The 23,474-nt window shown below is 69.8% G+C and carries 21 protein-coding genes and 1 tRNA gene; 8 read left to right on the top strand and 14 right to left on the bottom strand.

What is annotated here, in order from left to right; all coding sequences use genetic code 11:
• Positions 1-131: 131 nt before the first annotated feature.
• Both arfB and polA read right to left on the bottom strand, forming a co-directional pair.
• Positions 132-575: an alternative ribosome rescue aminoacyl-tRNA hydrolase ArfB gene (arfB, locus tag AC0VYL_RS18335; RefSeq protein ID WP_475454399.1), complete on the bottom strand. Its 444-nt coding sequence runs from the start codon at positions 573-575 to the stop codon at positions 132-134.
• Between the two features lie 30 nt (positions 576-605).
• Positions 606-3,365, bottom strand: a complete 2,760-nt coding sequence (gene polA / locus AC0VYL_RS18340; RefSeq protein ID WP_475480982.1) for a DNA polymerase I — start codon at positions 3,363-3,365, stop codon at positions 606-608.
• A gap of 117 nt (positions 3,366-3,482) precedes the next feature.
• Between polA and AC0VYL_RS18345 the strand changes: the two genes are divergently transcribed.
• From AC0VYL_RS18345 to AC0VYL_RS18355, 3 genes are all read left to right on the top strand, one after another.
• Positions 3,483-3,908, top strand: a complete 426-nt coding sequence (locus AC0VYL_RS18345; protein WP_475480983.1) for a PaaI family thioesterase — start codon at positions 3,483-3,485, stop codon at positions 3,906-3,908.
• Between the two features lie 386 nt (positions 3,909-4,294).
• Positions 4,295-5,545: an ABC transporter substrate-binding protein gene (locus AC0VYL_RS18350; protein ID WP_475454405.1), complete on the top strand. Its 1,251-nt coding sequence runs from the start codon at positions 4,295-4,297 to the stop codon at positions 5,543-5,545.
• Between the two features lie 243 nt (positions 5,546-5,788).
• A complete protein-coding gene (locus tag AC0VYL_RS18355; RefSeq protein ID WP_475480984.1) occupies positions 5,789-7,027 on the top strand; it encodes an ABC transporter substrate-binding protein in 1,239 nt (412 codons plus the stop codon).
• A 72-nt stretch (positions 7,028-7,099) separates the two neighbouring features.
• On the opposite strand, the gene AC0VYL_RS18360 is transcribed toward AC0VYL_RS18355, so the two are convergent.
• The 5 genes from AC0VYL_RS18360 to AC0VYL_RS18380 form a co-directional block, all read right to left on the bottom strand.
• The gene (locus AC0VYL_RS18360; protein WP_378741548.1) at positions 7,100-7,960 is read right to left on the bottom strand and encodes an ABC transporter ATP-binding protein; all 861 of its coding nucleotides are present in this window, start codon (positions 7,958-7,960) and stop codon (positions 7,100-7,102) included.
• Positions 7,953-8,834, bottom strand: a complete 882-nt coding sequence (locus tag AC0VYL_RS18365) for an ABC transporter ATP-binding protein (protein ID WP_475454410.1) — start codon at positions 8,832-8,834, stop codon at positions 7,953-7,955. Before AC0VYL_RS18365 ends, AC0VYL_RS18360 begins: the two co-directional genes overlap by 8 nt.
• A complete protein-coding gene (locus tag AC0VYL_RS18370; RefSeq protein WP_475454412.1) occupies positions 8,824-9,825 on the bottom strand; it encodes a branched-chain amino acid ABC transporter permease in 1,002 nt (333 codons plus the stop codon). The genes AC0VYL_RS18365 and AC0VYL_RS18370 overlap by 11 nt, the downstream gene beginning before the upstream one ends.
• Positions 9,826-9,837: 12 nt before the next feature.
• Positions 9,838-11,403 carry a branched-chain amino acid ABC transporter permease gene (locus AC0VYL_RS18375; protein ID WP_475454414.1) on the bottom strand — a complete coding sequence of 522 codons (1,566 nt, stop codon included), beginning with the start codon at positions 11,401-11,403 and terminating at the stop codon, positions 9,838-9,840.
• A 328-nt stretch (positions 11,404-11,731) separates the two neighbouring features.
• Positions 11,732-12,301, bottom strand: coding sequence for an ANTAR domain-containing response regulator (locus tag AC0VYL_RS18380; protein ID WP_475483534.1), 570 nt, complete (start codon positions 12,299-12,301; stop codon positions 11,732-11,734).
• A gap of 162 nt (positions 12,302-12,463) precedes the next feature.
• Here AC0VYL_RS18380 and AC0VYL_RS18385 point away from each other — a divergent pair.
• A tRNA-Leu gene (locus tag AC0VYL_RS18385) sits at positions 12,464-12,540 on the top strand.
• A gap of 82 nt (positions 12,541-12,622) precedes the next feature.
• Complete coding sequence (locus tag AC0VYL_RS18390) at positions 12,623-13,429, top strand: transposase (RefSeq protein ID WP_475480985.1); 807 nt, start codon at positions 12,623-12,625, stop codon at positions 13,427-13,429.
• Between the two features lie 28 nt (positions 13,430-13,457).
• Here the strand turns inward: AC0VYL_RS18390 and AC0VYL_RS18395 are convergent, their stop codons facing one another.
• From AC0VYL_RS18395 to AC0VYL_RS18405, 3 genes are all read right to left on the bottom strand, one after another.
• Positions 13,458-13,904 (bottom strand): VOC family protein, encoded by a 447-nt coding sequence (locus tag AC0VYL_RS18395; RefSeq protein WP_475454418.1) that lies wholly within the window; start codon positions 13,902-13,904, stop codon positions 13,458-13,460.
• 62 nt (positions 13,905-13,966) lie between these two features.
• On the bottom strand, positions 13,967-14,854 hold the full coding sequence (locus AC0VYL_RS18400) for a serine hydrolase (protein WP_475480986.1): 888 nt from the start codon (positions 14,852-14,854) through the stop codon (positions 13,967-13,969).
• On the bottom strand, positions 14,851-15,714 hold the full coding sequence (locus tag AC0VYL_RS18405; protein WP_475454422.1) for a LysR family transcriptional regulator: 864 nt from the start codon (positions 15,712-15,714) through the stop codon (positions 14,851-14,853). Before AC0VYL_RS18405 ends, AC0VYL_RS18400 begins: the two co-directional genes overlap by 4 nt.
• A 136-nt stretch (positions 15,715-15,850) precedes the next feature.
• Between AC0VYL_RS18405 and bla the strand changes: the two genes are divergently transcribed.
• Positions 15,851-16,774: a class A beta-lactamase gene (bla, locus tag AC0VYL_RS18410; protein WP_475454424.1), complete on the top strand. Its 924-nt coding sequence runs from the start codon at positions 15,851-15,853 to the stop codon at positions 16,772-16,774.
• A 256-nt stretch (positions 16,775-17,030) separates the two neighbouring features.
• Complete coding sequence (locus AC0VYL_RS18415; protein WP_475480987.1) at positions 17,031-18,002, top strand: DUF1266 domain-containing protein; 972 nt, start codon at positions 17,031-17,033, stop codon at positions 18,000-18,002.
• 176 nt (positions 18,003-18,178) lie between these two features.
• On the opposite strand, the gene pyk is transcribed toward AC0VYL_RS18415, so the two are convergent.
• Complete coding sequence (gene pyk, locus AC0VYL_RS18420; protein ID WP_475454428.1) at positions 18,179-19,612, bottom strand: pyruvate kinase; 1,434 nt, start codon at positions 19,610-19,612, stop codon at positions 18,179-18,181.
• Positions 19,613-19,774: 162 nt separating this feature from the next.
• On the opposite strand from pyk, the gene AC0VYL_RS18425 reads away from it, so the two are divergent.
• On the top strand, positions 19,775-20,485 hold the full coding sequence (locus tag AC0VYL_RS18425) for a maleylpyruvate isomerase N-terminal domain-containing protein (protein ID WP_475480988.1): 711 nt from the start codon (positions 19,775-19,777) through the stop codon (positions 20,483-20,485).
• 111 nt (positions 20,486-20,596) lie between these two features.
• Here AC0VYL_RS18425 and AC0VYL_RS18430 read toward each other — a convergent pair whose 3' ends face one another.
• The 3 genes from AC0VYL_RS18430 to AC0VYL_RS18440 form a co-directional block, all read right to left on the bottom strand.
• Positions 20,597-21,490 (bottom strand): prenyltransferase, encoded by an 894-nt coding sequence (locus AC0VYL_RS18430; protein WP_475463127.1) that lies wholly within the window; start codon positions 21,488-21,490, stop codon positions 20,597-20,599.
• 72 nt (positions 21,491-21,562) lie between these two features.
• Positions 21,563-21,940 carry a DUF2784 domain-containing protein gene (locus AC0VYL_RS18435; protein ID WP_475480989.1) on the bottom strand — a complete coding sequence of 126 codons (378 nt, stop codon included), beginning with the start codon at positions 21,938-21,940 and terminating at the stop codon, positions 21,563-21,565.
• Positions 21,941-22,004: 64 nt separating this feature from the next.
• Entirely contained in the window at positions 22,005-23,459 is a 1,455-nt protein-coding gene (locus AC0VYL_RS18440; RefSeq protein ID WP_475480990.1) for a glutamate synthase subunit beta, read from the bottom strand.
• Between the last annotated feature and the right edge of the window lie 15 nt (positions 23,460-23,474).

The raw sequence follows: 23,474 nt of genomic DNA on the forward strand, positions 1-23,474 counted from the left end.
CCGGGTGGGGAAGATCAACTAGGCCCCCGGCCATGTCTGCCAGGGGCTGACGCACCCCGCGCGCCACTCCGGCGGGGCGGGGGCGGGACGTCCGGAAAAAAGTCCGAATCACGTGCTTCTCCGGACGTCCGTCAGTCCATCGGAGGCCGCGAACGCGACTTCTTCACGTCACTCCGCCGACGCTTGGCCTCCAGCCGACGCCGCTTGGACGCCCGGCTCGGCCGCGTGCCGCGCCGCTCCGGCGGCGGGGGCGCGATCGCCTCCGCGAGGATCGCCGCCAGCCGCTCCCTCGCCTCGACCCGGTTGCGCACCTGCGAACGGTGCGTCTGCGCCGACACCGTCAGCACCCCGTCCACCAGGCGCCCCGACAGCCGTTCCAGGGCACGGGCCCGACGCGTCGCTCCCAGCGCCCGGCAGGACGCCACGTCCAACGACAGCGACACCCGGGTGTCCGACGTGTTCACGTGCTGCCCGCCCGGCCCCGAGGACCGCGAGAACCGCCACGTCAACGCGTCGGCGGGGACGGTCACGGGCCCCACGGCCAGACCGCCCGTGGTCTCTTCCTGCCCCGCCACCGTCCCCACCTCCGAGTTCAGCGCCGCGCCCTAGTGCGCGGCGTCGTGCCAGTTCTGCCCGCTGCCGACCGAGACGCCCAGCGGAACACGCAGAGCATAGGCGGAGCCCATCTCGTGCGTCACGAGGTTTTCGACCGCCTCGCGCTCTCCCGGGGCGACCTCCACCACGAGCTCGTCGTGCACCTGGAGGAGCACCCGGGAGCGGAACCCGCCCTCGGTGAGCGCCGCGTCCACCTGGAGCATCGCCACCTTGATGATGTCGGCGGCCGAACCCTGGATCGGCGCGTTCAACGCCATCCGCTCCGCCATCTCGCGCCGCTGACGGTTGTCGCTCGTCAGGTCGGGCAGGTAGCGGCGGCGCCCCAGGATCGTCTCCGTGTACCCCACCTTGCGGGCCTCGTCCACGACCCGGTTCAGGTAGTCGCGCACCCCGCCGAAGCTGGCGAAGTAGTCCTCCATCAGCCTCTTCGCCTCGTCCGGGGTGATCCCCAGCTGCTGGGACAGGCCGTAGGCGCTCAGCCCGTACGCCAGTCCGTAGCTCATCGCCTTGATCCTGGACCGCGCCTCGCCGTCGACCTCCTCCACCCCGATGTCGAAGACCTGGGCCGCCATGTGCGCGTGGAAGTCGTACCCGCTGTTGAACGCGTCGATCAGCGCCTGTTCGCCCGACAGGTGCGCCATGATGCGCAGCTCGATCTGGCTGTAGTCCGCCGTGAGCAGTTCCTCATAGCCCTCACCGACCACGAACGCGCGCCGGATCCGCCGACCCACGTCCGTGCGCACCGGGATGTTCTGGAGGTTGGGCTCCGTGGAGCTCAGCCGCCCCGTCGCCGCCACCGTCTGGTTGAACGTGGTGTGGATGCGCCCGTCGTCGGCGACCGTCTTGATCAGGCCCTCGACCGTCGTACGCAGCTTCGTCTGGTCCCGGTGGTGCAGCAGCACGCCCGGCAGCTCGTTCTCGGTCCGCTCCGCCAGCCACGCCAACGCGTCCGCGTCGGTCGTGTAGCCCGTCTTGATCTTCTTGGTCCGGGGCAGCTCCAGGTCCTCGAACAGCACCTGCTGCAACTGCTTGGGCGAACCCAGGTTGAACTCCCGGCCCACGATCTCGTGCGCCCGCTCCACCGCGCCGCGCGCCGCCGAGGCGAACTCCCCCTGGAGACCCTCCAGGTACTCGCGGTCCGCGGCGATCCCGGCGCGCTCCAACCGCGCCAGCACGTCCACCAGCGGCAGCTCCACCTCGGCCAGCAGGTGGGTGCCGCCCCTCTTGTCCAGCTCCGCGGCGAGCACACCCGCCAGGTCCCGGGTGGCGGCGGCCCGCACGGCGAGGCCGTGCCCGCGTCCGCTGCCGCCCTCCTCCCCCAGGTCCAGGGTCATCTGGGCGCCGTCGGTGTCCTCCTCCAGCTCCCGGCCCAGGTACTTGCGGCACAGGTCCGCGAGGTCGAACCGGCGCTGCCCCGGCTGCGCCAGGTAGGCCGCCAGCGCGGTGTCGCTGATCACCCCGTTCAGGTCCCAGCCGTGCGCGCCCAGCGCGAGCAGTGCGCCCTTGTACTCGTGCACGGCCTTGGGCCGTCCGGCGTCGGCCAGGAAGGCCGCCAGCGCCTCGGTGTCGTCGGCGTCCAGCACCGTGGGGTCCACGAACAGCGAGGCCCCGCTCGGAACGGTGACGGCGAGCGCGTCCACCCGCCCGGTCCCCGCGCCCCAGGCGCCGTCGATCGCCAGCCCCGCCGGGGCCCGCTCCGTGAGCGCCTCGGCGGAGGCGTGCTCGGTGATCCAGGCCGCCACCCCGCCGGTGGCCGCCACCGTCACGTCCACGGTGAAGCCCTCGACGGCCCCGCCGTCCTCCGCGGTCTCCTCGCTCTCACCCGCGCGGATCACCGCGTACAGGCGCTCGCGCAGGTTGGAGGCGAACTCCAGGTTGTCGAAGAGCGCGTCGACCCCCGCGCGGTCGGCCTCGCCCAGGCCCAGCTCCCGCACCCCGGTGTCCAGCTCCACGTCGGTGACCAGCTTGTTGAGCCGCTGGTTGCGGAGCACGTCGTCGAGGTGGTCGCGGAAGTTCTGCCCGGCCTTGCCCGGGACCTCGTCCGCCCGGGCCACCAGTTCCTCCAGGGAACCGAACTTGGTGATCCACTTGGCGGCGGTCTTGGGGCCCACCCCGGGGACCCCGGGGAGGTTGTCGGCCTTCTCCCCCACCAGGGCGGCGAGGTCGCGGTACCGCTCCGGGGTGACCCCGTACTTGTCCTCCACCGCCTCCGGGTCCATCCGGCGCATGTCGGACAGGCTCTTGCCCGGGTACAGCACCGTGCAGTCCTCGGTCACCAGCTGGAAGGCGTCCCGGTCACCGGAGGCGATCAGCACCTCCATGCCCGCCTCACCGCCCTGGTGCGCGAGCGTGGCGATCACGTCGTCGGCCTCGAAGCCGGGCGCCGACAGGTTCGCGACACCGATCAGCCGCATCAGGTCCTGGGTCAGCGGAACCTGGGAGGGGAACTCCGGAGGGGTCTCCGACCGGCCGCCCTTGTAGCCGTCGTACTCCTCGTCCCTGAAGGTGGGGCCGGACAGGTCCCACGCCACCGCGACGTGCGTGGGCTCCTCGTCGCGCAGCAGCTTCACCAGCATGGAGGCGAAGCCGTACACCGCGTTCGTGGACTGCCCGGTACTGGTACCGAACTTCTCCACGGGGAGCGCGAAGAACGCGCGGAAGGCCATCGAGTGGCCGTCCAGGAGGAGCAGCCGGGCGCGCCCGCCGTCGGCCTGGGATGTCTGTTCAGGGGTCTCTCGCTTGGTCACCACAGAACGAATCCTAGGATGCGCTACGGACACCCCGCGGCCATCACCACGGGAACACCTCCCCGCACCGGTCGGTTCGACCGGTTACGGGGCCACCTGACCGGATCGGAAGGCAACACCATGACCACTGACGCCGAGGGAATGCGCGAACTCCTGGACTCCGGGGCGCTCTCCGACGGCCTGGTCGACAGGATGGGCATCGAGATCACCGAGGCCTCCGCCGAGCGCGTCGTGGGCCGCATGCCGGTCGAGGGCAACCGCCAGCCCTTCGGGCTGCTGCACGGCGGCGCCTCGTGCGTGCTCGCGGAGACCCTGGGGTCCATCGGCTCCACCGTCCACGCCCAGGGGTTCGGGCGCGTCGCCGTGGGCATCGAGATCAACGCGACCCACCACCGCTCGGCCACCGAGGGACACGTCACCGGGGTGGCCACCCCGGTCCACCTGGGCCGCACCCTCGCCACCTGGGACATCACCATCACCGACGACCAGGGCCGCAAGGTCTGCACCTCCCGCCTCACCTGCATGCTGCGCGACGCCCCCCAGTAGCGGTCCGGGGCGGGGCGCCCCGGCACCCCGCCCCGCCCTTTAGGTGCGCCTCCGCCTGGAGTGAAGCCCGCCTAACGTCTCCGCCCGGGCGCGAACGCTGGACGAACCGACACCCCCGCACCCCCGCGCCGCGACAACCGGCCACCCCAACCCCCACCACACCCGGCGTCCGTCCAGTCACGCCCCGCCACACGGCTACAGAGTCATAACGAGCAGAAGGCGACTGAGACGCAACCGCTCCCCGCAGCTTCCACCGGAACCCGATACCGGATTAAGCTCCGCTAACGCTCCTGATTAAGTCATGCCACACATAACGGGCAACAGGACGCATAAGCGCTATCGGCACGGCTGCGCAGACCAGCCGGTTGAACGGAGTGACCACGAACATGGCAAGCAAGAAGTTCCTGAGCCTCACTGCCGCAACCGCGGCCCTCGTTCTTGGGCTCACCGCGTGTGGCAACGGAGACGGCGGCAGCGCGGACGGAGGTGACGGCTCCGGCGAGGAGTTCACCTTCGGCATCCTCTACCCGCAGACCGGCAGCCTCGCCTTCCTCGGCCCGCCCCAGATCACCGCCGCCCAGTACGCCATCGAGGAGATCAACGCGGCCGGCGGCATCCTCGGCACCGACGTCCCCGCCATCGTCGAGGCCGACGAGGCCGGAGACGCCGCCCAGGCCAACCAGGCCGCCAACGACCTCGTCTCCGCCGACGTCAACGCCGTCATCGGCGCCGCCGCCTCCGCGATGACGCAGGCCAGCTACGACACCGTCACCGCCGCCAGCATCGTCCAGTGCTCCGGCTCCAACACCGCCCCCGACCTCAGCGAGATCGACGACAACGGCTACTTCTTCCGCACCGCCCCCAGCGACCTCCTCTCGGGTCCGGTCCTGGCCCGCCAGATGGTGGACGACGGCGCCTTCGACATCGCCGTCGTCGCCCGCGCCGACGACTACGGCGACGGCTACCGCAGCGCCGTGGAGGCCGAGCTCGAAGCCCTCGGAGCGAACGTCGTCGCGACCGAGAACTACGACCCCGACGCCACCAACTTCGACTCCGTCGTCAACGCCGTCTCCGGAGCCGAGCCCGACGCCGTCGCCCTGATCTCCTTCCAGGAGGGCGCCCAGGTCATCGCCGAACTCATCGAGTCCGGCATCGAGGGCGACCAGCTCTACATCACCGACGGCCTCAACGACCCCGAGCTCGGCACCACCGTCAACGCCGACGACCCCGACGTCGTCACCGGCGTCACCGGTGTCGCCCCCGGCGCGGACAACCCCGAGTTCAACGAGGGTCTGCGCGCCTTCGACTCCGAACTCGACGTCTTCCAGTTCGCCCCCCAGGTCTTCGACTGCGTCACCGCGATCGCCCTGGCCGCCGAGTCCGCCGGATCCGTCTCCCCCGCCGACTACGTCGAGCACCTCCCGGAGATCAGCCGCCCCGACGGCACCGAGTGCGGCAGCTTCGAGGAGTGCCGCGACCTCCTCAACGACGGCGAGGAGATCGACTTCCAGGGCACCAGCGGCAACATCGACTTCGACGACAACGGCGACCCCACCTCCGCCACCTTCGAGGTCTTCCACTTCGGTGACGAGGGCTACGAGACCCTCGGCTTCGAGGAGTACTCCGTCAACGAGTGACGACGGATGACCCCGTCCCCCACCACGGACCACAGCGTCCGTGAGTGAGGGGCACCATCCTCCACACACCGAGCGAACCGTCCGGGGGTGCGGGGCACCAGCCCCGCACCCCCGGACCCGTCTGGACACGACCACCGCGAGACCCCCGGCACGGCCGCCACCCCGCGCGCCGTGCCTCGTCGTACACGGACCGGGCGGCCGCACGGCACCACACCACACGCCACTCGAACGGACGACCACGCCATGCCCACCCACCGGTCCCTCGCCCTCCCAGCGGCCGCCCTCGCCCTCAGCCTCACGCTCACCGGCTGCGGCGACACCCTCGACCTCGGTGACGACACCGAGAACGACACCGCGTTCACCTTCGGACTCCTCTACCCCCAGACCGGCAGCCTCAGCTTCCTCGGCCGCCCCCAGACCGCCGCCGTCGAGTACGCCATCGACGAGATCAACTCCGCCGGCGGCATCCTCGGCGCCCAGGTCCCGCCACCCGTCGTGGCCGACGAGGCCGGAGACGCCGCACAGGCCCAACAGGCCGCCAACGACCTCGTCTCCGCCGACGTCAACGCCGTCATCGGCGCCGCCGCCTCCGTCATGACCCAGGCCAGCTACGCCACCATCACCGGCGCCGGGATCGCCCAGTGCTCCGGCTCCAGCACCGCCCCCGACCTCACCCGCGTCGACGACAACGGATACTTCTTCCGCACCGCCCCCAGCGACCTCCTCGCCGGACCCGTCCTCGCCCAGCGCATCGTCGACGACGGCCACCTCGACGTCGCCGTCATCGCCCGAGCCGACGACTACGGCAACGGCTACCTCAACGCCGTCGAGGCCGAACTCAACGCCCTCGGCGCCAACGTCGTCCTCGCCGAGACCTACGACCCCGACGCCACCAACTTCGGCGCCGTCGTCAGCACCGCCGCCACCTCCGGAGCCGACGCCGTCGCCCTCATCTCCTTCCAGGAGGGCACCCAGCTCATGGCCGCCCTCATCGAGAGCGGAACCGAGAGCCAGTTCTACCTCACCGACGGCCTCAACGACCCCGACCTGGAGGCGACCATCGGCGCCGCCTCCACCGACGCGGTCACCGGCACCACCGGCGTCGCACCCAGCGCCAACAACCCGCGGTTCAACGAGGACCTACGCGCCTTCGACCCCGAACTCGACGCCTTCCAGTTCGCACCGCACATCTTCGACTGCGTCACCGCCATCGCCCTCGCCGCCGAGTCCGCGGGCTCCACCGACCCCGCCCAGTACGTCGACCACGTCGGCGAGGTCACCCGCCCCGACGGCACCGAGTGCACCACCTTCGAGCAGTGCCGCGACCTCCTCGACGACGGTCAACCCATCGACTACCAGGGTATGAGCGGCAAGATCGACCTCGACGACAACGGCGACCCCACCTCCGCCACCTTCGAGGTCTTCCACTTCGGTGAGAACGGCTACGAGATCCTGGAGTACGTCGAGTTCACCAACGACTGACCCCGCACCGGACCCGGAACACGACGAGGGGGCGGGACCCACGACGGGTCCCGCCCCCCACACACGCGTGGATCAGCCCTTCGCGAGCGTCCCCAGGTACAGCTCGATCACGTTCGGATCGTTCAGCAGGTCCCGGCCCGAACCCGTGTACGCGTTCCGGCCCTGGTCCAACACGTACCCCCGGTCACAGATCTGGAGGCACCTCCGCGCGTTCTGCTCCACCATGATCACCGAGACCCCCGCGGCGTTGACCTCCTTCACCCGCTGGAAGACCTCCTCCTGGTAGATCGGGGACAACCCGGCGGTCGGCTCGTCCAACAACAGCACCGACGGGTCCATCATCAGCGCCCGACCCATGGCCACCATCTGCCGCTGACCGCCCGACAGCGAACCCGCCTTCGCCCGGCGCCGGTCCGCCAGCAGCGGGAACAGCCCCGCCACCACCTCGAACCGCTCCGAGAACGACTTCGGCCGCAGGAACGCCCCCATCTGGAGGTTCTCCTCGATCGTCAGCGACGGGAACACGTTGCGCGTCTGCGGGACGTAACCCACGCCCCGCTCCACCAACGAGTGCGCCGCCAACCCCGCGATACTCGAACCCCGCAGCGTCAGACCGCCCTCACGCACCGGGATCAACCCGAAGATCGTCTTGATCAGCGTCGACTTGCCCGCACCGTTCGGCCCGATGATCGCCACCACCTCACCCTCGGTGAGGGTCAGCGTGCACCCGTTCAGGATGTTCACCCCGGGCACGTAGCCGGCGACCAGGTCCCTGGCCAACAGCAGGTAGTCGTCCGGACCACCCACCTCCAGAGCCTCCGCCCGCGCCTGCTCCAGCACCTCCTCACGGTGCTCCTGCACGGCGGCGGCCTCCTCGGCCACGGCCGGAACCTCCTCCGGCTCCGGACGGATCCCGTCGTTCCCCTCACTCATCGCCACTCCCCTGGTCCTCGCCCTCCACGTCCTGGGCACCCAGGTAGGCGTCGATCACCTGCTGGTTGGACCGGATGTCCGAAGGACGGCCCTCCGCGATCACCTGACCCTGCGCCAACACCACGATCCAGTCACTGATCCCCATGATCACGTCCATGTCGTGCTCCACGAACAGGACCGTCTTGCCCTCGTCACGCAACGACGTGATGTGGTGCAGGAGCGACTGCACCAACGCCGGGTTCACACCCGCCATCGGCTCGTCCAGCATGATCATGCTCGGATCGGTCATCAGCGCGCGCGCCATCTCCAGCAGCTTGCGCTGACCGCCCGACAACGCGCCCGCCATGTCCCGGCGCTTGTCGATCAGCTTGAACCGCTCCAACAACTCCAACGCCCTCGCGGTGTTGGCCTTCTCCTGACGGCCCCACACCGGACGCAGGAACGCGCCCGCCATCCGCTCACCCGTCTGACCGGGAGCGCCCAACAACATGTTGTCGAGCACCGTCATCCGCGTGAGCGCCTTGGTCAGCTGGAAGGTCCGCACCATCCCGGCCCGCGCCACCTGGTGACCGCGACGGCCGTTGATCCCACGACCCTCGAACGACCACTCACCGCCGTCGACCCGGTCGAACCCCGTCAACAGGTTGAACAGCGTGGACTTGCCCGCGCCGTTCGGACCGATCAGCGCCGTGATCGTCCCCCGCTGCACCTCCAGGTGCTCCACGTCCACGGCGGTCAGACCACCGAACGAACGCTTCACCCCGTCCGCCACCAGGATCGGGTCCTGCTTGGCCGAACCCGGCTCCGGGACCGCCCCGGCCATCCGGTCGACCTCGGCACCCGCCTCGGAGCCGATCACCTCGTCACTTGACATTGATCAACATCTCCTTGCGGTCACCGATCAGACCCTGCGGCCGGAAGACGATCAGCAGCACCAGCAACACACCGACGAACGCCAGCTGGATCGCACCGAAGTCCGGACCCGACAGGAACGGGAGGTAACCCTCACTGCCCAGGCCACGCAGCAACTTGTCCGTGAAGTTCATCAGGAACCAGAACACCATCGAACCCACGATCGGACCGAGCACACGGCCCGCACCGCCCAACAGCAGGATCACCCACAGGAAGAACGTCACCTGCGGCTTGAACTGGTCCGGCGCGATCGCGCCCTGGTGCACCGCCATCATGCAACCGGCCAGCGAACCGATCAGGCCGCCCAGGACCAGCGCCTGCATCTTGTACGCGAACACGTTCTTGCCGAGGCTGCGCACCGCGTCCTCGTCCTCGCGGATGCCCTTCACCACACGCCCCCACGGGCTGTGGATCAGTACCCAGGTCAGCGCCGCCATGAGCGCCACCAGACCCCACGTGACCGTCATCAGCCACATGTGGCTGCCGCTGAACGAGAACGAACCGATCCCGTAGCGTTCGGCCGGGTCGAACAGCCCCAGCGCCAGGTTCCACTCACGGAACTCCGTCGACAGGTTCTGCAACCCGTACACGCCGTTGGTCAGCGGCTCCGCGAAGCCCGCTCGGTACACCAACCGCAGCACCTCGGCCGCGGCGATCGTCGTGATCGACAGGTAGTCCGCCCGCAACCGGAGCGTCGGAACACCCAGCAACAGCGCCAGCACCACCGCACAGGCCAGACCCACCAGGAACCCGACCAGCAACGGCAACTCGAACACCGCGACGCTGATACCCACGCCGTAGGCGCCCACCAGCATGAAGCCGACCTGGCCGAAGTTCAGCAGCCCGGCGTAGCCGAAGTGCATGTTCAGGCCGATCGCGGCCAGCGCGTAGATCGCGGCCACCGGTCCCACCGCGGATCGGGCGGACTCGGCGAGGATCAAGAAAATATCCATCGTCTACCTCTCCTAGCCGACCCGCTCGCGCCGACCGAGCAGACCCTGGGGCCTGATCAGCAGCATGAGGATCATCAGGGCCAGAGCCCACGCTTGCATGAGCTGTGCGGGGAACCACAGGGTGGACAGCATCGCCACCAGACCCACGGCGACACCGCCGACCATCGCGCCGTAGGCCGTGCCCAGACCGCCCAGGATCACCGCGGCGAACATGAGCAGCAGCAGACGGAAGCCCATCTCGTAGTCCACGACCTGGTTGAGGCCGAAGAGCACGCCGCCCAGGGACGCCAGACCGCCGCCGAGGAACCACACGTACAGCGTCACCCGGTCCACGTCGATACCCGACGACTCCGCCAGGTCCCGGTTGTCCGAGACCGCGCGCATCGCCTTGCCGATGCGGGTGAACTGGAGCATGCAGGCCACCAGGACCAGGACCACGACCGCGACACCCATGATCACCAGGTCGCGCGGGGGCATCGAGATCGGGCCGATGTGCACCAGCTCCTGCACCTGGTACCCGGCGTACCGCTGCCGGTTGGCGCCGAAGAGCACCAGCAGCACGTGCCGCAGCACCAGGGCCAGACCGATGGAGACGATGAACATCTGGATCAGGGCGACGTTGCGCCTGCGCAGCGGGCGCCACAGGTAGCGCTCCATGGTGCTGCCCAGCACACCGCCCATGACCACCGCGATACCGGCCGCCACCCACAGTGGCACCTGCCAGCCGGGGTCGAGACCGAACAGGCCCATGAGCGTCGCCAGCGCGATACCGCCGATGACGGAGGACCACTGGAGGATGATCAGCGTCGTCCGGTTGAACCGGTCCTCCAGGAAGGCGCCCACCAGGACGGCGGCACCCAGACCGGCGAAGATCACCAGCAGGGAGTTGCCCAGTCCCGCGGCGCCGGTACTGAACAGCAGGGCCATCATCGCGCCGAAGGTGACCATGTCACCGTGCGAGAAGTTGATGACCTGCGTCGTACCGAAGATCAGGGAGAGGCCGATCGCGGAGATCGCGATGACCAGGCCGAACAGCAGACCGGCCGCGGTGAGCTGCGCGAAGCGCTCACCGAACCCGCCGCTGACGCCCTCGACCGCGACCGCCTCGTCCTCGGAGGCCGTGTCCTCCTCCGCGTCCTCGGTCGCCTCGGCGTCCGGAGAGGGGGAGCTCTCGTCCTGGTCCGCCGGTCCGCCGGGGAGTTCCAACCCGATGAGGAGCAGCCGCTGCTGGTTGGGCTCGACCTCGACCTCGGCCTCACCCTCGACGATGAGGCTCGTCTCGCGTACGGCGAACTCGCTGGGGACGGACTCCTGGTCCACCACTAGGCGGTAGTCACCCGGTCCGGGCAACTCCACTTCCCACATTCCATCAGAGTCGGTTTCCACCGCATCGATCTCGTCATCACCCTGGAAGACCGTGATCAGGATGCCCTCGACACCCTGGTCCCGGTCGTCCGGCTGACCGATCTGACCGTGCAGCGACTCACCGCCCTGTTCGTCTGCCGTCGCCGCTGCCCCGGGGATCACCAGGAATGCGGTGATCAGGGCGAGCAACACGGTCACGAGGCGTGTGCGCACGCGCGCTCCTTGCGCATCTGAGGTTGACGGCACCCGGATGGGAGGCATTCGGGGGCCGCTGTCCTTTAGCTGTTCGGTGCGGTGAGTTTAGCCCGATTTATGCCGGTCATTCAGTGCCGCTTAAGCCACGTGACCCAACCGTCACCCCATTGTGCGCAAGCGAGATCAAACTGGTACGAGATACGCGTTGACGCTGAACACATGTCCACGTTCCGGAGCCGCAACCTGCCGATCTGTAGGCTTTCCCGGGCCCGGCGCCCCCTGGACACAGGAAGGGGCCGCACCCGGTCGGGTGCGGCCCCGGTTCAGCGCGGCGGGGGTCGGTCCGTTAGGAGGACTGTCCCCCGAGCGTCTCGACGACCGTCTCAGCGACCTTGCGCATGGTCAGCCGACGGTCCATGGAGTTCTTCTGGATCCAGCGGAACGCCTCGGGCTCACTCATCCCGTGGCGGGTCTGGAGCAGACCCTTCGCCTGCTCCACGAGCTTGCGGGTCTCCAGGCGATCCTGGAGGCTGCCGACCTCGGCCTCCAGCGCGGCCAGCTCGGCGTAGCGCGAGGTGGCCATCTCGATCGCCGGAACCAGGTCCGACTTGCTGAACGGCTTGACCAGGTAGGCCATCGCTCCGGCCTCGCGGGCCCGCTCCACCAGCTCCCGCTGGGAGAAGGCGGTCAGGATCACGACCGGGGCGATGCGCTCCCCGGCGATCCGCTCGGCGGCCGAGAGGCCGTCGAGCACCGGCATCTTGATGTCGGTGATCACCAGGTCGGGTTTGAGCTCCTGGGCAAGCCGGATGGCGGCCTCACCATCGCCCGCCTCCCCGACGACGGCGTAACCGTCCTCTTCGAGCATCTCCTTGAGATCCAGGCGAATCAGGGCCTCGTCTTCCGCGATCACCACACGGCTCTGCGTCCTCGTCACGTACACGAGGTTACCGAGATCCGCTAGTATGCTGACCGTTGGCCCCGGCAATGCGCGTCAATCGTGACTCCACCGTTGACGGAGCGACGCCCCCGGGACGCCGAACAGGCAAACCGGACAAGCAGAACCAACAACCCAAAGGCCCCGATAGGCCAACAGGCAGAGCCAATGGTCTCAAACACCATAAAGTGTGGGTTCGAATCCCACTCGGGGCACCAGTAGCCACCCTCGCGGGTGGCTTTTCTGTTGGCGGACGCCCTGCGCCCGAAAATGTCCGAAGCGTGAGCGAACATGCACCGTATGTACTCACCGCATGTCAGGCGCGAGGCCGTCTCCCTCATTGACTCCGGGATCTCCTACGCGGAGGTCGGCCGTCGGATGGGAATCAACCGTTCCACCCTGCGGGCGTGGACACTCGATCGTTCCCTCGTGGACAGGTACACCGACACTGATCTCTGCCCTCGCTGCGAGCCGATACCCGGCTCGCCCAGGCGGCCAGACGCGTACGGCTACCTGCTGGGCCTCTACCTCGGGGACGGGTGCCTCACCCCGGCAGGAGATCCCGCGAAGAAGGTCTGGCGGCTACGGGTGATGTGCTCGGACACCTGGCCGGGTCTCATCGAGCTCTGCGCAGGGAGCATGGCTGCCATCCGTCCCGACCACAAGGTCTCCCGTGTCCCCTCCACGGGCTGCACGGAAGTGCACAGCAACTGGAAGCACTGGCCGTGCCTGTTCCCCCAGCACGGGCCGGGCAAGAAGCACGACCGCACCATCGCCCTGGAGCCCTGGCAGCGGACCATTGTCGAGGAGCATCCCGAGGAGTTCGTGCGGGGGCTGGTGCACTCCGACGGCAGCCGGGTGCTCAACCGGATCAGAAGGTCCCTGCCCGACGGTGGAGTGAAGCACTACGAGTACCCGCGCTACCACTTCACCAACGTCTCCGCCGACATCACCGGGCTGTTCACCGACGCCCTGGACCTGCTGGGCGTCCCCTGGAGGGTCCACACCATCAAGGGCAACGGAAGCCGCCGCGACAAGCACGTGGTGTCGGTGTCACAGCGGGACGCCGTGGCGCGGATGGACGCGTTCGTGGGGCCCAAGTACTGAGGTCGCCTGCACGCGGACGGGCCCGGGCCTACTCCTCGCCCCGCCAGCGCCTGAGGTCCTCCTCGGTGATCTCCTGCATCGGTGTGGGCTGGGTGATGCGGAGGTGGTTGCCGAAGGGGTCGCGCAGGGCGCAGTCGATGCCGTAGGGCTGCTCGGTCGGTTCCTCGGTGAACTCGACCCCGCGTGCGCGCAGGGTGTCGTAGGTGGCCCGGCAGTCGTCGGTGTTGATGATGGCGGCGACGCCGAGGGCGCCCTGGGTGAGGAGTTCGCGGACCTTGGCGCCGTTCTCGTCCTGGGAGGGCACTTCCAGGAGGATGTGGCGGTCCGGGTCGGCGGGCAGGGTGATGGTGAGCCACCGCATGAACCCCATGTCGACGTCGTCTCCGACCTCGAAGCCGAGTTTGCCGACGTAGAAGTCGAGGGCCTCGTCCTGGTCGAGCACGGTCACGGAGTGGATGGCGATCTGTGTGAGCATGCCTCAACGCTACGTCTGAGCTGGTCTGTTGTGTTTCTACGGCACGTCAGTTTCGGGTCTGGTCAGGTGGCGCGGAGGTGGTCGCGGAGGGTGCGTGCGGCGCGTCCGATGAGGGCTTCGGCGGCGGGTTGGTGGCGGGCCGGGACGGAGGAGGCGGTGAGGGCGGCGATGGCGTAGGCCTCGCCGCCCTTGTGTTCGACGACGCCGACCTCGTGGCGGTGGTTGAGGACGCTGCCGGTCTTGGAGGACCAGGTGCTGGCGTCGGTGCTGAACTCGGGGGCGAGGCGGTGGCGGATGACGTTGTCGGCCATGAGGGAGCGCAGGCGGGCGGCGGTGTCCGGGTGGATGGTGGTGGGTTTCCACAAGGCCTGGAGGAGGTCGACGTGGGCGCGGGCGGAGCCGGAGTTGGCGCGGGTGACGTCGAGTTGGGGGATGCGGTGTCCGCGTCCGGCGCTGGCCGCCTGGATGGCGAGGGTGTGGGCGAGGTGGGTCTCGTCGGGGGCGAGGCGTTCGGCGGGCGTCTCGTTGAGGTCGCGGACGCGGTGGCGGACGGTGATGCCGTGGACGCCGTGGGCGCGGAGGGTCTTCGTGACCCGGGTGGGCGGGGTGAGGTCGAAGAGGGTGTCGGCGGCGACGTTGTCGCTGAGGCACATGGCGAGGTAGATGAGGTCGTCGACCGCGACGGTGGCGGGGTGGCGGAAGCGGCCGAGGCCGATGGGTCCGGTGGTGGGGCCGCCGGGTTCGATGCGGACGGGGGTGGTGCCGTCGAGTTCGCCCTGCTGGAGGCGTTCGAGGGTGGCGAGGGCGAGGGGGATCTTGACGAGGGAGGCGGTGGCGTACTCGGTGTCGGGTTCGATGCCGATCTCGTGGCCGGTGTTGAGGTCGCGGACGAGGAGGGAGGCCTGGAGTCCGGCCTGTTCGAGTTCGGTCTGGAGTCGTTGGGTGATCACGGGGTGGCTCCGAGGCATTGGGCGATGTGTGGGTGGAGGTGTGTGCGGAGGGTCTCGGACTGTTCTCCGGTGGCGGTGTAGCAGCGGGTGGGTCGGATCTCTCCGATGGGGCGCCAGTGGAGGTTGAGGTCGTCCGCCTGGCGGGGTGAGCAGAGGAGGAGGTCGTCGGTGGTGAGGACTTCGGCGGTGGCGGTGGTGAGGGTGGTGGCGCGGGTGATCTGGGTGGGTTGGAGGCCGATGGTGTCGCCGGTGTGGGTGAGCGGGTCGCGGATGTGGGGGGTGTCGTCCTCGGGCTGGATCCAGAGGCGGCGGGGCGGGGTGGTGTCGTCGCGGTGGGGGCGGAGGGTTTCGAGGTAGTGGGTGTTGGCGTGGGGCGGGTGGTGGGTGGCGAGGCCGAGGGGGACGGTCCAGTGCGCGCGGTCGGGTGGGACGGCGGTGATGGCGGTGCGGACCTGTCGGGTGTGGAGGAGTTCCTCGCGTTGGGCGGGTGGTGCGGGGTGGGGGTCGAGGTGGAGGTCGTGGTGGCGGGCCTGGGCGGTGAGGTGGGCGAGGTCGTGGGTGGTGCATGTGGTGGGGACGGCGAGGCGCAGGGGTGTGCGGCGGGCCTGGGCCGCGTCGTGTTCGAGGGTGTGGGCGAGGTCGACGAGGCGCCGTGCGGTGGGCAGGACGGTGTGGCCGAACTGGGTGAGGGTGGCGCGTCGTGTGGTGCGGTCGAAGAGGGCGGCCCCGAGGTGTCGTTCGAGGGCGGCGATGCGGCGGCTGGCGACGGGTTGGGGGATGCGCGCGGCGGCGGCTCCGAGGGTGAAGCTGCCTCGGTCGCTGACGTGGATGAAGGCGGTGCAGGCTCCGACGAGGTCCATGGTCTGAGGTTATGTCGAAAGAGCATGGGTGTGGCTGTTTGTGTCTTGGACAGCATGGGTGGTGGTTGGTGAGACTGCGGGGGCGGGCCGGTTCTGGCTCGCCTCTCTTCTGATTCCTGTTCTTTTGGGGGCTTTCGTGAGCTTTGCTGTGCGCGGTGTGTGGTGGCGCGGTTTCGTTGCGTCGGTGGCGTTGGTGCCCGTGGTGGGGTGTGGCGCGGCCGAGGGCGGTGGGGATGCGGGGGTCCCCGCGGAGTCGGCCTCGGTGACGGTGGACTTCGCGGCGGAGTTCGAGGCCCTGGAGGAGGAGTTCGACGCCCGGTTGGGTGTGTACGCGTTGGACACGGGTTCGGGCGAGGAGGTGGCGTTCCAGGAGGGTGAGCGGTTCGCGTTCGCCTCGACGTTCAAGGCGTTGTTGGCGGGGGTGGTGTTGTCGGAGAACTCGTTGGAGGAGATGGAGCGGGTGGTGACCTTCGACGAGAGCGTGCTGGTGCCGCACTCGCCGGTGGTGGAGGAGAACCTGGAGTCGGGGATGTCGTTGTTGGAGCTGTGCGACGCGACGGTGCGGTTCAGCGACAACGCGGCGGCGAACCTGTTGTTGGAGGAGATCGGCGGCCCGGAGGGGTTCGGTGCCGCGCTGAAGGAGTTGACCGGCGACGAGGTGACCAACCCGGTGCGGTGGGAGCCGGAGCTCAACGAGGCCGTTCCGGGTGACGAGCGCGACACCAGCACCCCGGAGGCCCTGGCGGGGACCCTGGAGGCGTTCACCCTGGGTGAGGTCCTGCCGGAGGACCGCCGTGAGGTGCTGGTGGATCTGCTGGTGCGGAACACCACGGGTGACGATCTGATCCGTGCGGGTGTGCCGGAGGGCTGGGTCGTGGGCGACAAGACCGGAGGTGGCGGTCACGGGACGCGCAACGACATCGCGGTGCTGTGGCCGGAGGGGGGCGAGGGCGACCCGATCGTGCTGGCCGTGCTGTCGAGCCGTGACGTCGAGGACGCGGAGTACGACGACGCGTTGGTCGCGGAGGCGACCGAGGTGGTCGTGGAGGCCCTGGGCTAGGGGTTTTCGGCGGTTGTCGCGGGGGTTCTGGCCGGGTCGGGACAGACTGGCCAGAACCTCTGTAACTACCCGACCCATTCGACCCTAAATAGGCCTTTTGTCATTTTATGTAGCTACAAGCTGGCTGAACCGGTCACATCACGGCCACAACCTGAGCACAACCCGTGGGTTCGGTCGCCTGGAAGCCGTCGCGTCCCTGATCCTGGATGGCGGAAAGCCCTGTCGGAACGGGCTCGCAGCGAGAGAGGGGCGACGGTTGTTGACCGCGGTGGCCGGGGTGATCGGCGCGCTGGTGATCGGGGCCTGGGTCGTGGTGGCCTGGGGTTCCCGGCGTCGGCAGCCGTGGTTGTGGACCCCGGTGGCCCTGCTGGCGGTCCTGCTCGTCGCGGTGGACCTGCCCGGCTGGTCGTTCCTGCCGCTGGCGGTCCTGGCGTCGGGTTCCTTCGCCGAGCTGGTGGTGGGGTCGCGTGAGTCGCCCACGATCCGCACCAAGTCCCCCGACGCCCCGTTGAGCACCGAGCGGTGGGCCGCCGCGGCGGCGGCCCCCTTCCGGGTGGCGCTGGCCGAGCCCTGGGACGTGGTGGCGCGGCCGAGTCTGCGCCGCCGCTACCGGCGGATGCTGGAGCGCCAGTGGTCGGTGGTGGACCGTGAGTCGCTGCTGGCCGCGGTGGACACCCTGTTGGCCGGTCTGCACCAGGGGCCGAGCCTGGACCTGGCGGTGGACCTGCGCACGGGTACGGCCCGGTCGCGGCTGCCCCTGGACCAGGGCGGTCTGGACACCGGCGAGACGGTGGAACTGTCCCCGGAGCAGGTGGCCCGGTTGCGCGCGGTCACGGGTGTGGCCGAGGGCGACGAGACGGTGATCATCGGCGCCTACCAGTGGTGGAAGTCGGTGCACGTCATCCGGCTGGTGTGCGGTGGGGCGACCCTGGACTGGCTGAGCCCGGTGGAGACGCAGACGCTGCTGCGGCGGGTGGCCTCCGACCTCCAGCGCCGCTACTCGTCGTGGGGGCAGCTGTGCACGGCCTTCCACGCCGGGTACCTGCTCTGGCCCGACAAGGGTGTGGACGGTGCCCCCGCGGAGTCCGACCGGCCGGACGCCGACCGCGTGTGGGTGGCGCTGGGTCTGTTGGACGAGGACCCGAGGAGCCCCTGGAACCTGCTGCCGTGGGACATGCCGTTGGACCGGGTGACGTTCGAGGGCGGGGTCTCCTCCAACCAGGAGTAGCGGGGATCGTCCCGCGCTCCCCCGCGCTCCTCGTGGTCCCCTCCCCTGACACGACATCGGCCGCACCGGTCGGCCCGGAGAGGTCGGCGCGGCTCAGTACGCCTTCCCCCGGGCCGGACCTGATGCGGCCCGTCAGGTGGCGCCCGTCCGGGGCGCCCGTTCACGCGTCAGCTGGTTCAGCCGGCACCGAGGGCGACGGCGTCGCCGAGTCGGTGGACACGCAGGGAGTTGGTGGAACCGGTGGTTCCGGGCGGGCTACCAGCAACGATGACGACCTTGTCACCCTTGTGGTAGTCGCCGATCTGGAGGAGTTCGGTCTCGACCTGGCGGACCATGTCGTCGGTGTTGTCGACCCACGGGACCAGGTTGCACTCGGTGCCCCAGGTCAGGGAAAGCGTGCCCCGGGTCTCGGCCTCGGTGGTGAAGGCCATGAGCGGGATGGGTGAGCGGTAGCGGGCCAGGCGCCGGGCGGTCTCACCGGACATGGTGAAGGCGACCAGGGCCTTGGCGCCGACGGTGGCGCCGATCTCGGCGGCGGCGCGGGCGATGGCCCCGCCGGTGGTCTCCGGCACCCGGTTGAGGATGTGCGAGGCGCGCAGGGACTCCTGCTCGGCGGCGCTGACGATGCGCGCCATGGTCTCGACGGTCTCGATGGGGTACTGGCCGACGCTGGTCTCGCCGGAGAGCATGACGGCGTCGGCGCCGTCGAGGACGGCGTTGGCGACGTCGGAGGCCTCGGCCCGGGTGGGGCGGGGCGCGCTGATCATGGACTCGAGCATCTGCGTGGCGACGATGACCGGCTTGGCCTTGTCGCGGCAGCGTTCGATGGCGCGCTTCTGCACCATCGGGACGTTCTCGAGGGGCAGTTCGACGCCGAGGTCGCCGCGGGCGACCATGACGCCGTCGAAGACCTCGATGATGTCCTGGAGGCGCTCGACCGCCTGGGGCTTCTCGATCTTGGCGATGAGGGGGACGGTGACGCCCTCCTCGTCCATGATGCGGTGGCACTCCTCGGCGTCCGCGGGGCTGCGGACGAAGGAGAGGGCCACCATGTCGACGCCCTGGGCGAGGGCCCAGCGCAGGTCGGCCTCGTCCTTGTCGGTGAGGGCGGGCACGCTGACGGCGACTCCGGGGAGGTTGAGCCCCTTGTGGTTGGAGACGGTGCCGCCGAAGATGACGCGGGTCTGGATGTCGGTGCTGGTGGTCTTGGTGCACTCCAGCACGACGCGGCCGTCGTCGATGAGGACGCGGTCGCCGGGGCGGACGTCGCCGGGGAGCCCCTTGTAGGTGGTGGAGACGCGCTGGCGGTCGCCGGGCACGTCTTCGATGGTGATGGTGAACTCGTCTCCGGCGGCGAGTTCGACGGGTCCGTCGGGGAAGGTTCCCACGCGGATCTTGGGTCCTTGGAGGTCCGCGAGGACCCCCACTGCTCGGTTGGCGTCCGCCGCGGCCTGCCTGAGGTTGGCGAGGCTCGCGCGGTGGTCGTCGTGGGTTCCGTGGCTGAGGTTCAGACGGGCGACGTCGAGGCCCGCGTCGACGAGGCGCCGGAGGGTCTCCGGGCTCGAGGTGGCGGGGCCAAGGGTCGCAACGATTTTTGCTCGACGTGTCACGTCTATCACTTTAGAGCGTCTGGGGGATGGAGTGGTCTAAACCAGGTTGCGAATGCACGTATCTGAGGTGGAGCTGGGGCGAACGCGGTGACCCTGCGTGACCGGTGTGGGATGGGGGTCGTGGCCGCGTGGCCGCGTTCGGCGTCCGGTGAAGGGGTTTCCGTGTTCGATCGTGCTGTGGTGGTGTCCGCTCTGTGTGCGGAGGTCGAGGTTCTGGAGGGGGTTCTGCTGGGCCTGTCGGAGCCCGAGGTGGTGTTGCCCACACGGTGTGCGCCGTGGGACGTGGCGGCGCTGTCGGTGCACACGGTGGGTTCGTTGCGCCAGGTGACGGTGGCCCTGGACGGGGACGCGCCGGGCGTGTCGGCTCCGCTGGTGTCGGCGGCGGGGTACTACGTGCCGGAGGTGCGGTTCTCTCCGGCGGTGAACACGGCGCGGGTGGAGGGCGCTGTGGAGCGGGCGGCCCGGCGCGCGGACGCGACCGAGCCGGGTCGGGTGCTGCGCGGGACCTGGGGCGCGTTGGCGGACCGGTTGGCGGGTGAACCGGAGACGCGGCGGGTCGTGACGCGGCACGGGGACCCGATGCTGTTGACGGACTACCTGGTGACCCGTGTGGTGGAGCTGGTGCTGCACGGGGTGGACCTGGCGGACGCGCTGGGCCGGGAGCCGTGGACGGCGGGGTCCGCGTTGGACGTGGTCCGTGAGGTGCTGTTCGGGTCGGTGGCCCGGGAGGAGTTGGCGCGGGTGCTGCCGGACGGGGTGGGCGCGGAGGGTGCCTCGCTGGTGGCGGTGCGCGCGGTGACCGGGCGGTCGGGTTCCGAGGTGGACCGGGCGGTGTTGGAGGCGGCCGGGGTGACCTTCCTGGCGTTGGGCTGAGCGGCGCCGGTGCCTCGTGTGGCCCGCTCGTCGCCGCGGGCGGCGGTCCGGTGGCCCTGACCGCCGCCCCTCCCCTGGTCGGCGCTCCCCCGGCGCCGTCCCTCGGAATCCTCAGGCGGAGTGGCGGGGGCGGGGCAGGTCGGGCTGCACGTGCCCGTAGGCCCGCAGGATGCGGAGCCGCTGGATGGTGCGCATGCCCTCGCGTTCGAGGGTGGCGACGGTGTCCCAGTCGTCCCAGCAGGCGTCCCAGCCCCCGTCGGGGCGCTGCTGGTCCTCGAAGGCCTGGAGGTTGCGTTCGATCTCCTGGTCGGTGAAGAGCGGCCGGGCGATGTGGCCCGGGTGGGAGGCGAGGTCCAGCGGCGTGTGGACGTGTCCGGTGGCGCGCGGGTGGACGTCGATGACGGCGCGGATCATGTGGGCGAGGTGGTTCATCGCGACGACGGCGCGGGGACGGTCCGGGACGTGCTGGAGGAAGCAGCAGAGTCCGATGGCCTCGTGCGGGTTGGTCCACTTGAGGGCGTCGATGTGCTTCCAGCAGTAGGCCGTGGCGAGGTCGCGCCAGGGGTGGGTGATGTTGTTCTTGTGCAGGAGCCCGGTGATCATCGAGGTGACGTCGAGTCGGCTGCGGAAGTCGTCGTTGTGGCGGTACCAGGGCGCGGATTCGGTGTAGCGGGCGCTGGGGAGCGAGATCGGCAGCCCGCCGTCGTCGTTGCTGATGGTGGCGAGGTACCGGCACACGCCGACACCGATCTGTGCGGGGACTGGGCCGAGTTCGTCGAGGTAGCGCAGGGCGATCTCGGTGGCCACGGGCTGGCTGGCGTGGCCCCGCAGGTCGGGGTCGAGGCCGTTGCCGTAGCCTCCGTCGAGGTTGCGGTAGGCGGAGAGTGTGGCGCGGACGGGTTCGGCTGGTCCGCTCTGGAAGAGGTAGGCGAAGCGGTGCCGGTCGACGAGCCGGGCGCTGCGCATGGTGAAGTGTTCTGCTGCGCGGTACGAATCCCAGGTCACAACGGTCATGATTCGACGGTACGACCGTGTCCGGACGGGGAGAACAGCCCGGCCCTGATCCATTCGCGATCTTTACGCGGCGTTCTCGGGTCGCTTGCGTTGGAGGTGGAGGTAAAGGGCTCCGGCCCAGGACAGGGCGACGCTCAGGGCCACGAGGAGTTGGGCCGTGACGAGGTGTTCGGCGGGGTAGACGACGCCGGTGAGGTAGTGCTCGATGAAGCCCTCGGGTGGAAGCCCGGCCAGTCCGGCGTTCCGGCGGCCCCAGTCCTCCAGGTGGGTGAGGGGGCACGGCCAGCCGATGACGGTGACGCCGAGGCCGTAGAGGGCGCAGGCCAGGTGGGGCCAGAACATGCGGGGCCAGCGCCAGGCCGGGAAGCCGCCGAGCGCGACGTAGGCGAGGAAGAGCAGGTGCAGGACCATGGCGCCCTCACCGATGACGCGGTACACCATGGGTCGATCGTAGGGCGCGTGCCGGGCGCGGGGACAGGCCCCCGCGCCCGGGTGGTGTCGTCTCCTACACGAGCGGGCGCTCGGTGGGCGGGATGGCCACCGGCAGGACGGTGTCCTGCGTCAGGTAGCGGTCCACCCCGGCCGCGGCGGAGCGGCCCTCCGCGATGGCCCAGACGATGAGTGACTGGCCGCGGCCCATGTCCCCGGCGCAGAAGACGCCGTCGACGGTGGTGCGGTAGTCGCTGTCGCGGACCACGTTGCCCCGCCCGTCGAGTTCGACGCCGAGCTGGTCGAGCAGGCCCTCCTTCTCGGGGCCGACGAAGCCCATGGCGAGGGTGACGAGGTCGGCGGGGATCTCCCGCTCGGTGCCCTCGACCGGTTCGAAGCCGTTGGGGCCGCGCTTGACCTCGACCAGCCTCAGGGCCCGGACGTTGCCGTCCTCGTCCCCGACGAACTCCAGGGTGTTGACGGAGTAGACCCGCCGACCGCCCTCCTCGTGGGCGCTGGTGACCTTGTACAGCATCGGCATGGTGGGCCAGGGCTGGTGGTCGGGGCGCGTGGCGGGGGGCTTGGGCATGATCTCCAGCTGGGTGACCGAGGCGGCCCCCTGCCGGTGGGCGGTGCCGACACAGTCGGCGCCGGTGTCGCCGCCGCCGATGACGACGACGTGCTTGCCCTCGGCGTGGATGGGGGCGCGGTCGAGGTCGCCCTCCTGCACCCGGTTGGCCAGGGGCAGGTACTCCATGGCCTGGTGGATGCCGTTGAGTTCACGGCCGGTGGCGGGGAGGTCGCGCCACTGGGTGGCGCCGCCGGTGAGGACGACGGCGTCGTGGTCGGCCCTGAGCTGGTCGACGGTGACGTCGACGCCGACGTTGACGCCGGTGCGGAAGGCGGTGCCCTCGGCGGTCATCTGGGCGAGGCGGCGGTCGATGTGCCGCTTCTCCATCTTGAACTCGGGGATGCCGTAGCGGAGCAGGCCGCCGACGCGGTCGGCGCGCTCGTAGACGGTGACGTCGTGTCCGGCGCGGGTGAGCTGCTGTGCGGCGGCCAGCCCGGCGGGGCCGGAGCCGACGACGGCGACGGTGCGGCCGGTGCGGTGGGTGGGGGGCAGGGGCTTGACCCAGCCCTCCTCCCACGCGCGGTCGATGATGGAGACCTCGACGTTCTTGATGGTGACGGCGGGCTGGTTGATGCCGAGCACGCAGGCGGACTCGCAGGGCGCGGGGCACAGGCGGCCGGTGAACTCGGGGAAGTTGTTGGTGGCGTGGAGCCGTTCGATGGCCTCGGCCCAGTCGTGCGTGTACACGAGGTGGTTCCACTCGGGGATGAGGTTCCCGAGGGGGCACCCGTTGTGGCAGAACGGGATGCCGCAGTCCATGCAGCGCGAGGCCTGCTTGGTGACGGTGCCGCGGTCGAGGTCCTCCTGGACCTCGCGCCAGTCCTGGATGCGGACGTCGACGGGGCGGTGCCCGGGGAGCTCGCGCTCGGTGATCTTCAGGAAACCCTTGGGGTCAGCCATGGTTCCTCCTCCTCT

This window comes from Nocardiopsis sp. iso_238 (assembly GCF_056173325.1).

What these genes read in the sequence shown, in the direction of transcription:
- AC0VYL_RS18345 (WP_475480983.1), top strand. Translation starts at nt 3,483, where the DNA reads ATGACCACTGACGCCGAGGGAATGCGCGAACTCCTGGACTCCGGGGCG.
- AC0VYL_RS18350 (WP_475454405.1), top strand. Translation starts at nt 4,295, where the DNA reads ATGGCAAGCAAGAAGTTCCTGAGCCTCACTGCCGCAACCGCGGCCCTC.
- AC0VYL_RS18355 (WP_475480984.1), top strand. Translation starts at nt 5,789, where the DNA reads ATGCCCACCCACCGGTCCCTCGCCCTCCCAGCGGCCGCCCTCGCCCTC.
- AC0VYL_RS18360 (WP_378741548.1), bottom strand. Translation starts at nt 7,960, where the DNA reads ATGAGTGAGGGGAACGACGGGATCCGTCCGGAGCCGGAGGAGGTTCCG.
- AC0VYL_RS18365 (WP_475454410.1), bottom strand. Translation starts at nt 8,834, where the DNA reads ATGTCAAGTGACGAGGTGATCGGCTCCGAGGCGGGTGCCGAGGTCGAC.
- AC0VYL_RS18370 (WP_475454412.1), bottom strand. Translation starts at nt 9,825, where the DNA reads ATGGATATTTTCTTGATCCTCGCCGAGTCCGCCCGATCCGCGGTGGGA.
- AC0VYL_RS18390 (WP_475480985.1), top strand. Translation starts at nt 12,623, where the DNA reads ATGTACTCACCGCATGTCAGGCGCGAGGCCGTCTCCCTCATTGACTCC.
- AC0VYL_RS18395 (WP_475454418.1), bottom strand. Translation starts at nt 13,904, where the DNA reads ATGCTCACACAGATCGCCATCCACTCCGTGACCGTGCTCGACCAGGAC.
- AC0VYL_RS18405 (WP_475454422.1), bottom strand. Translation starts at nt 15,714, where the DNA reads ATGGACCTCGTCGGAGCCTGCACCGCCTTCATCCACGTCAGCGACCGA.
- AC0VYL_RS18435 (WP_475480989.1), bottom strand. Translation starts at nt 21,940, where the DNA reads ATGGTGTACCGCGTCATCGGTGAGGGCGCCATGGTCCTGCACCTGCTC.
- AC0VYL_RS18440 (WP_475480990.1), bottom strand. Translation starts at nt 23,459, where the DNA reads ATGGCTGACCCCAAGGGTTTCCTGAAGATCACCGAGCGCGAGCTCCCC.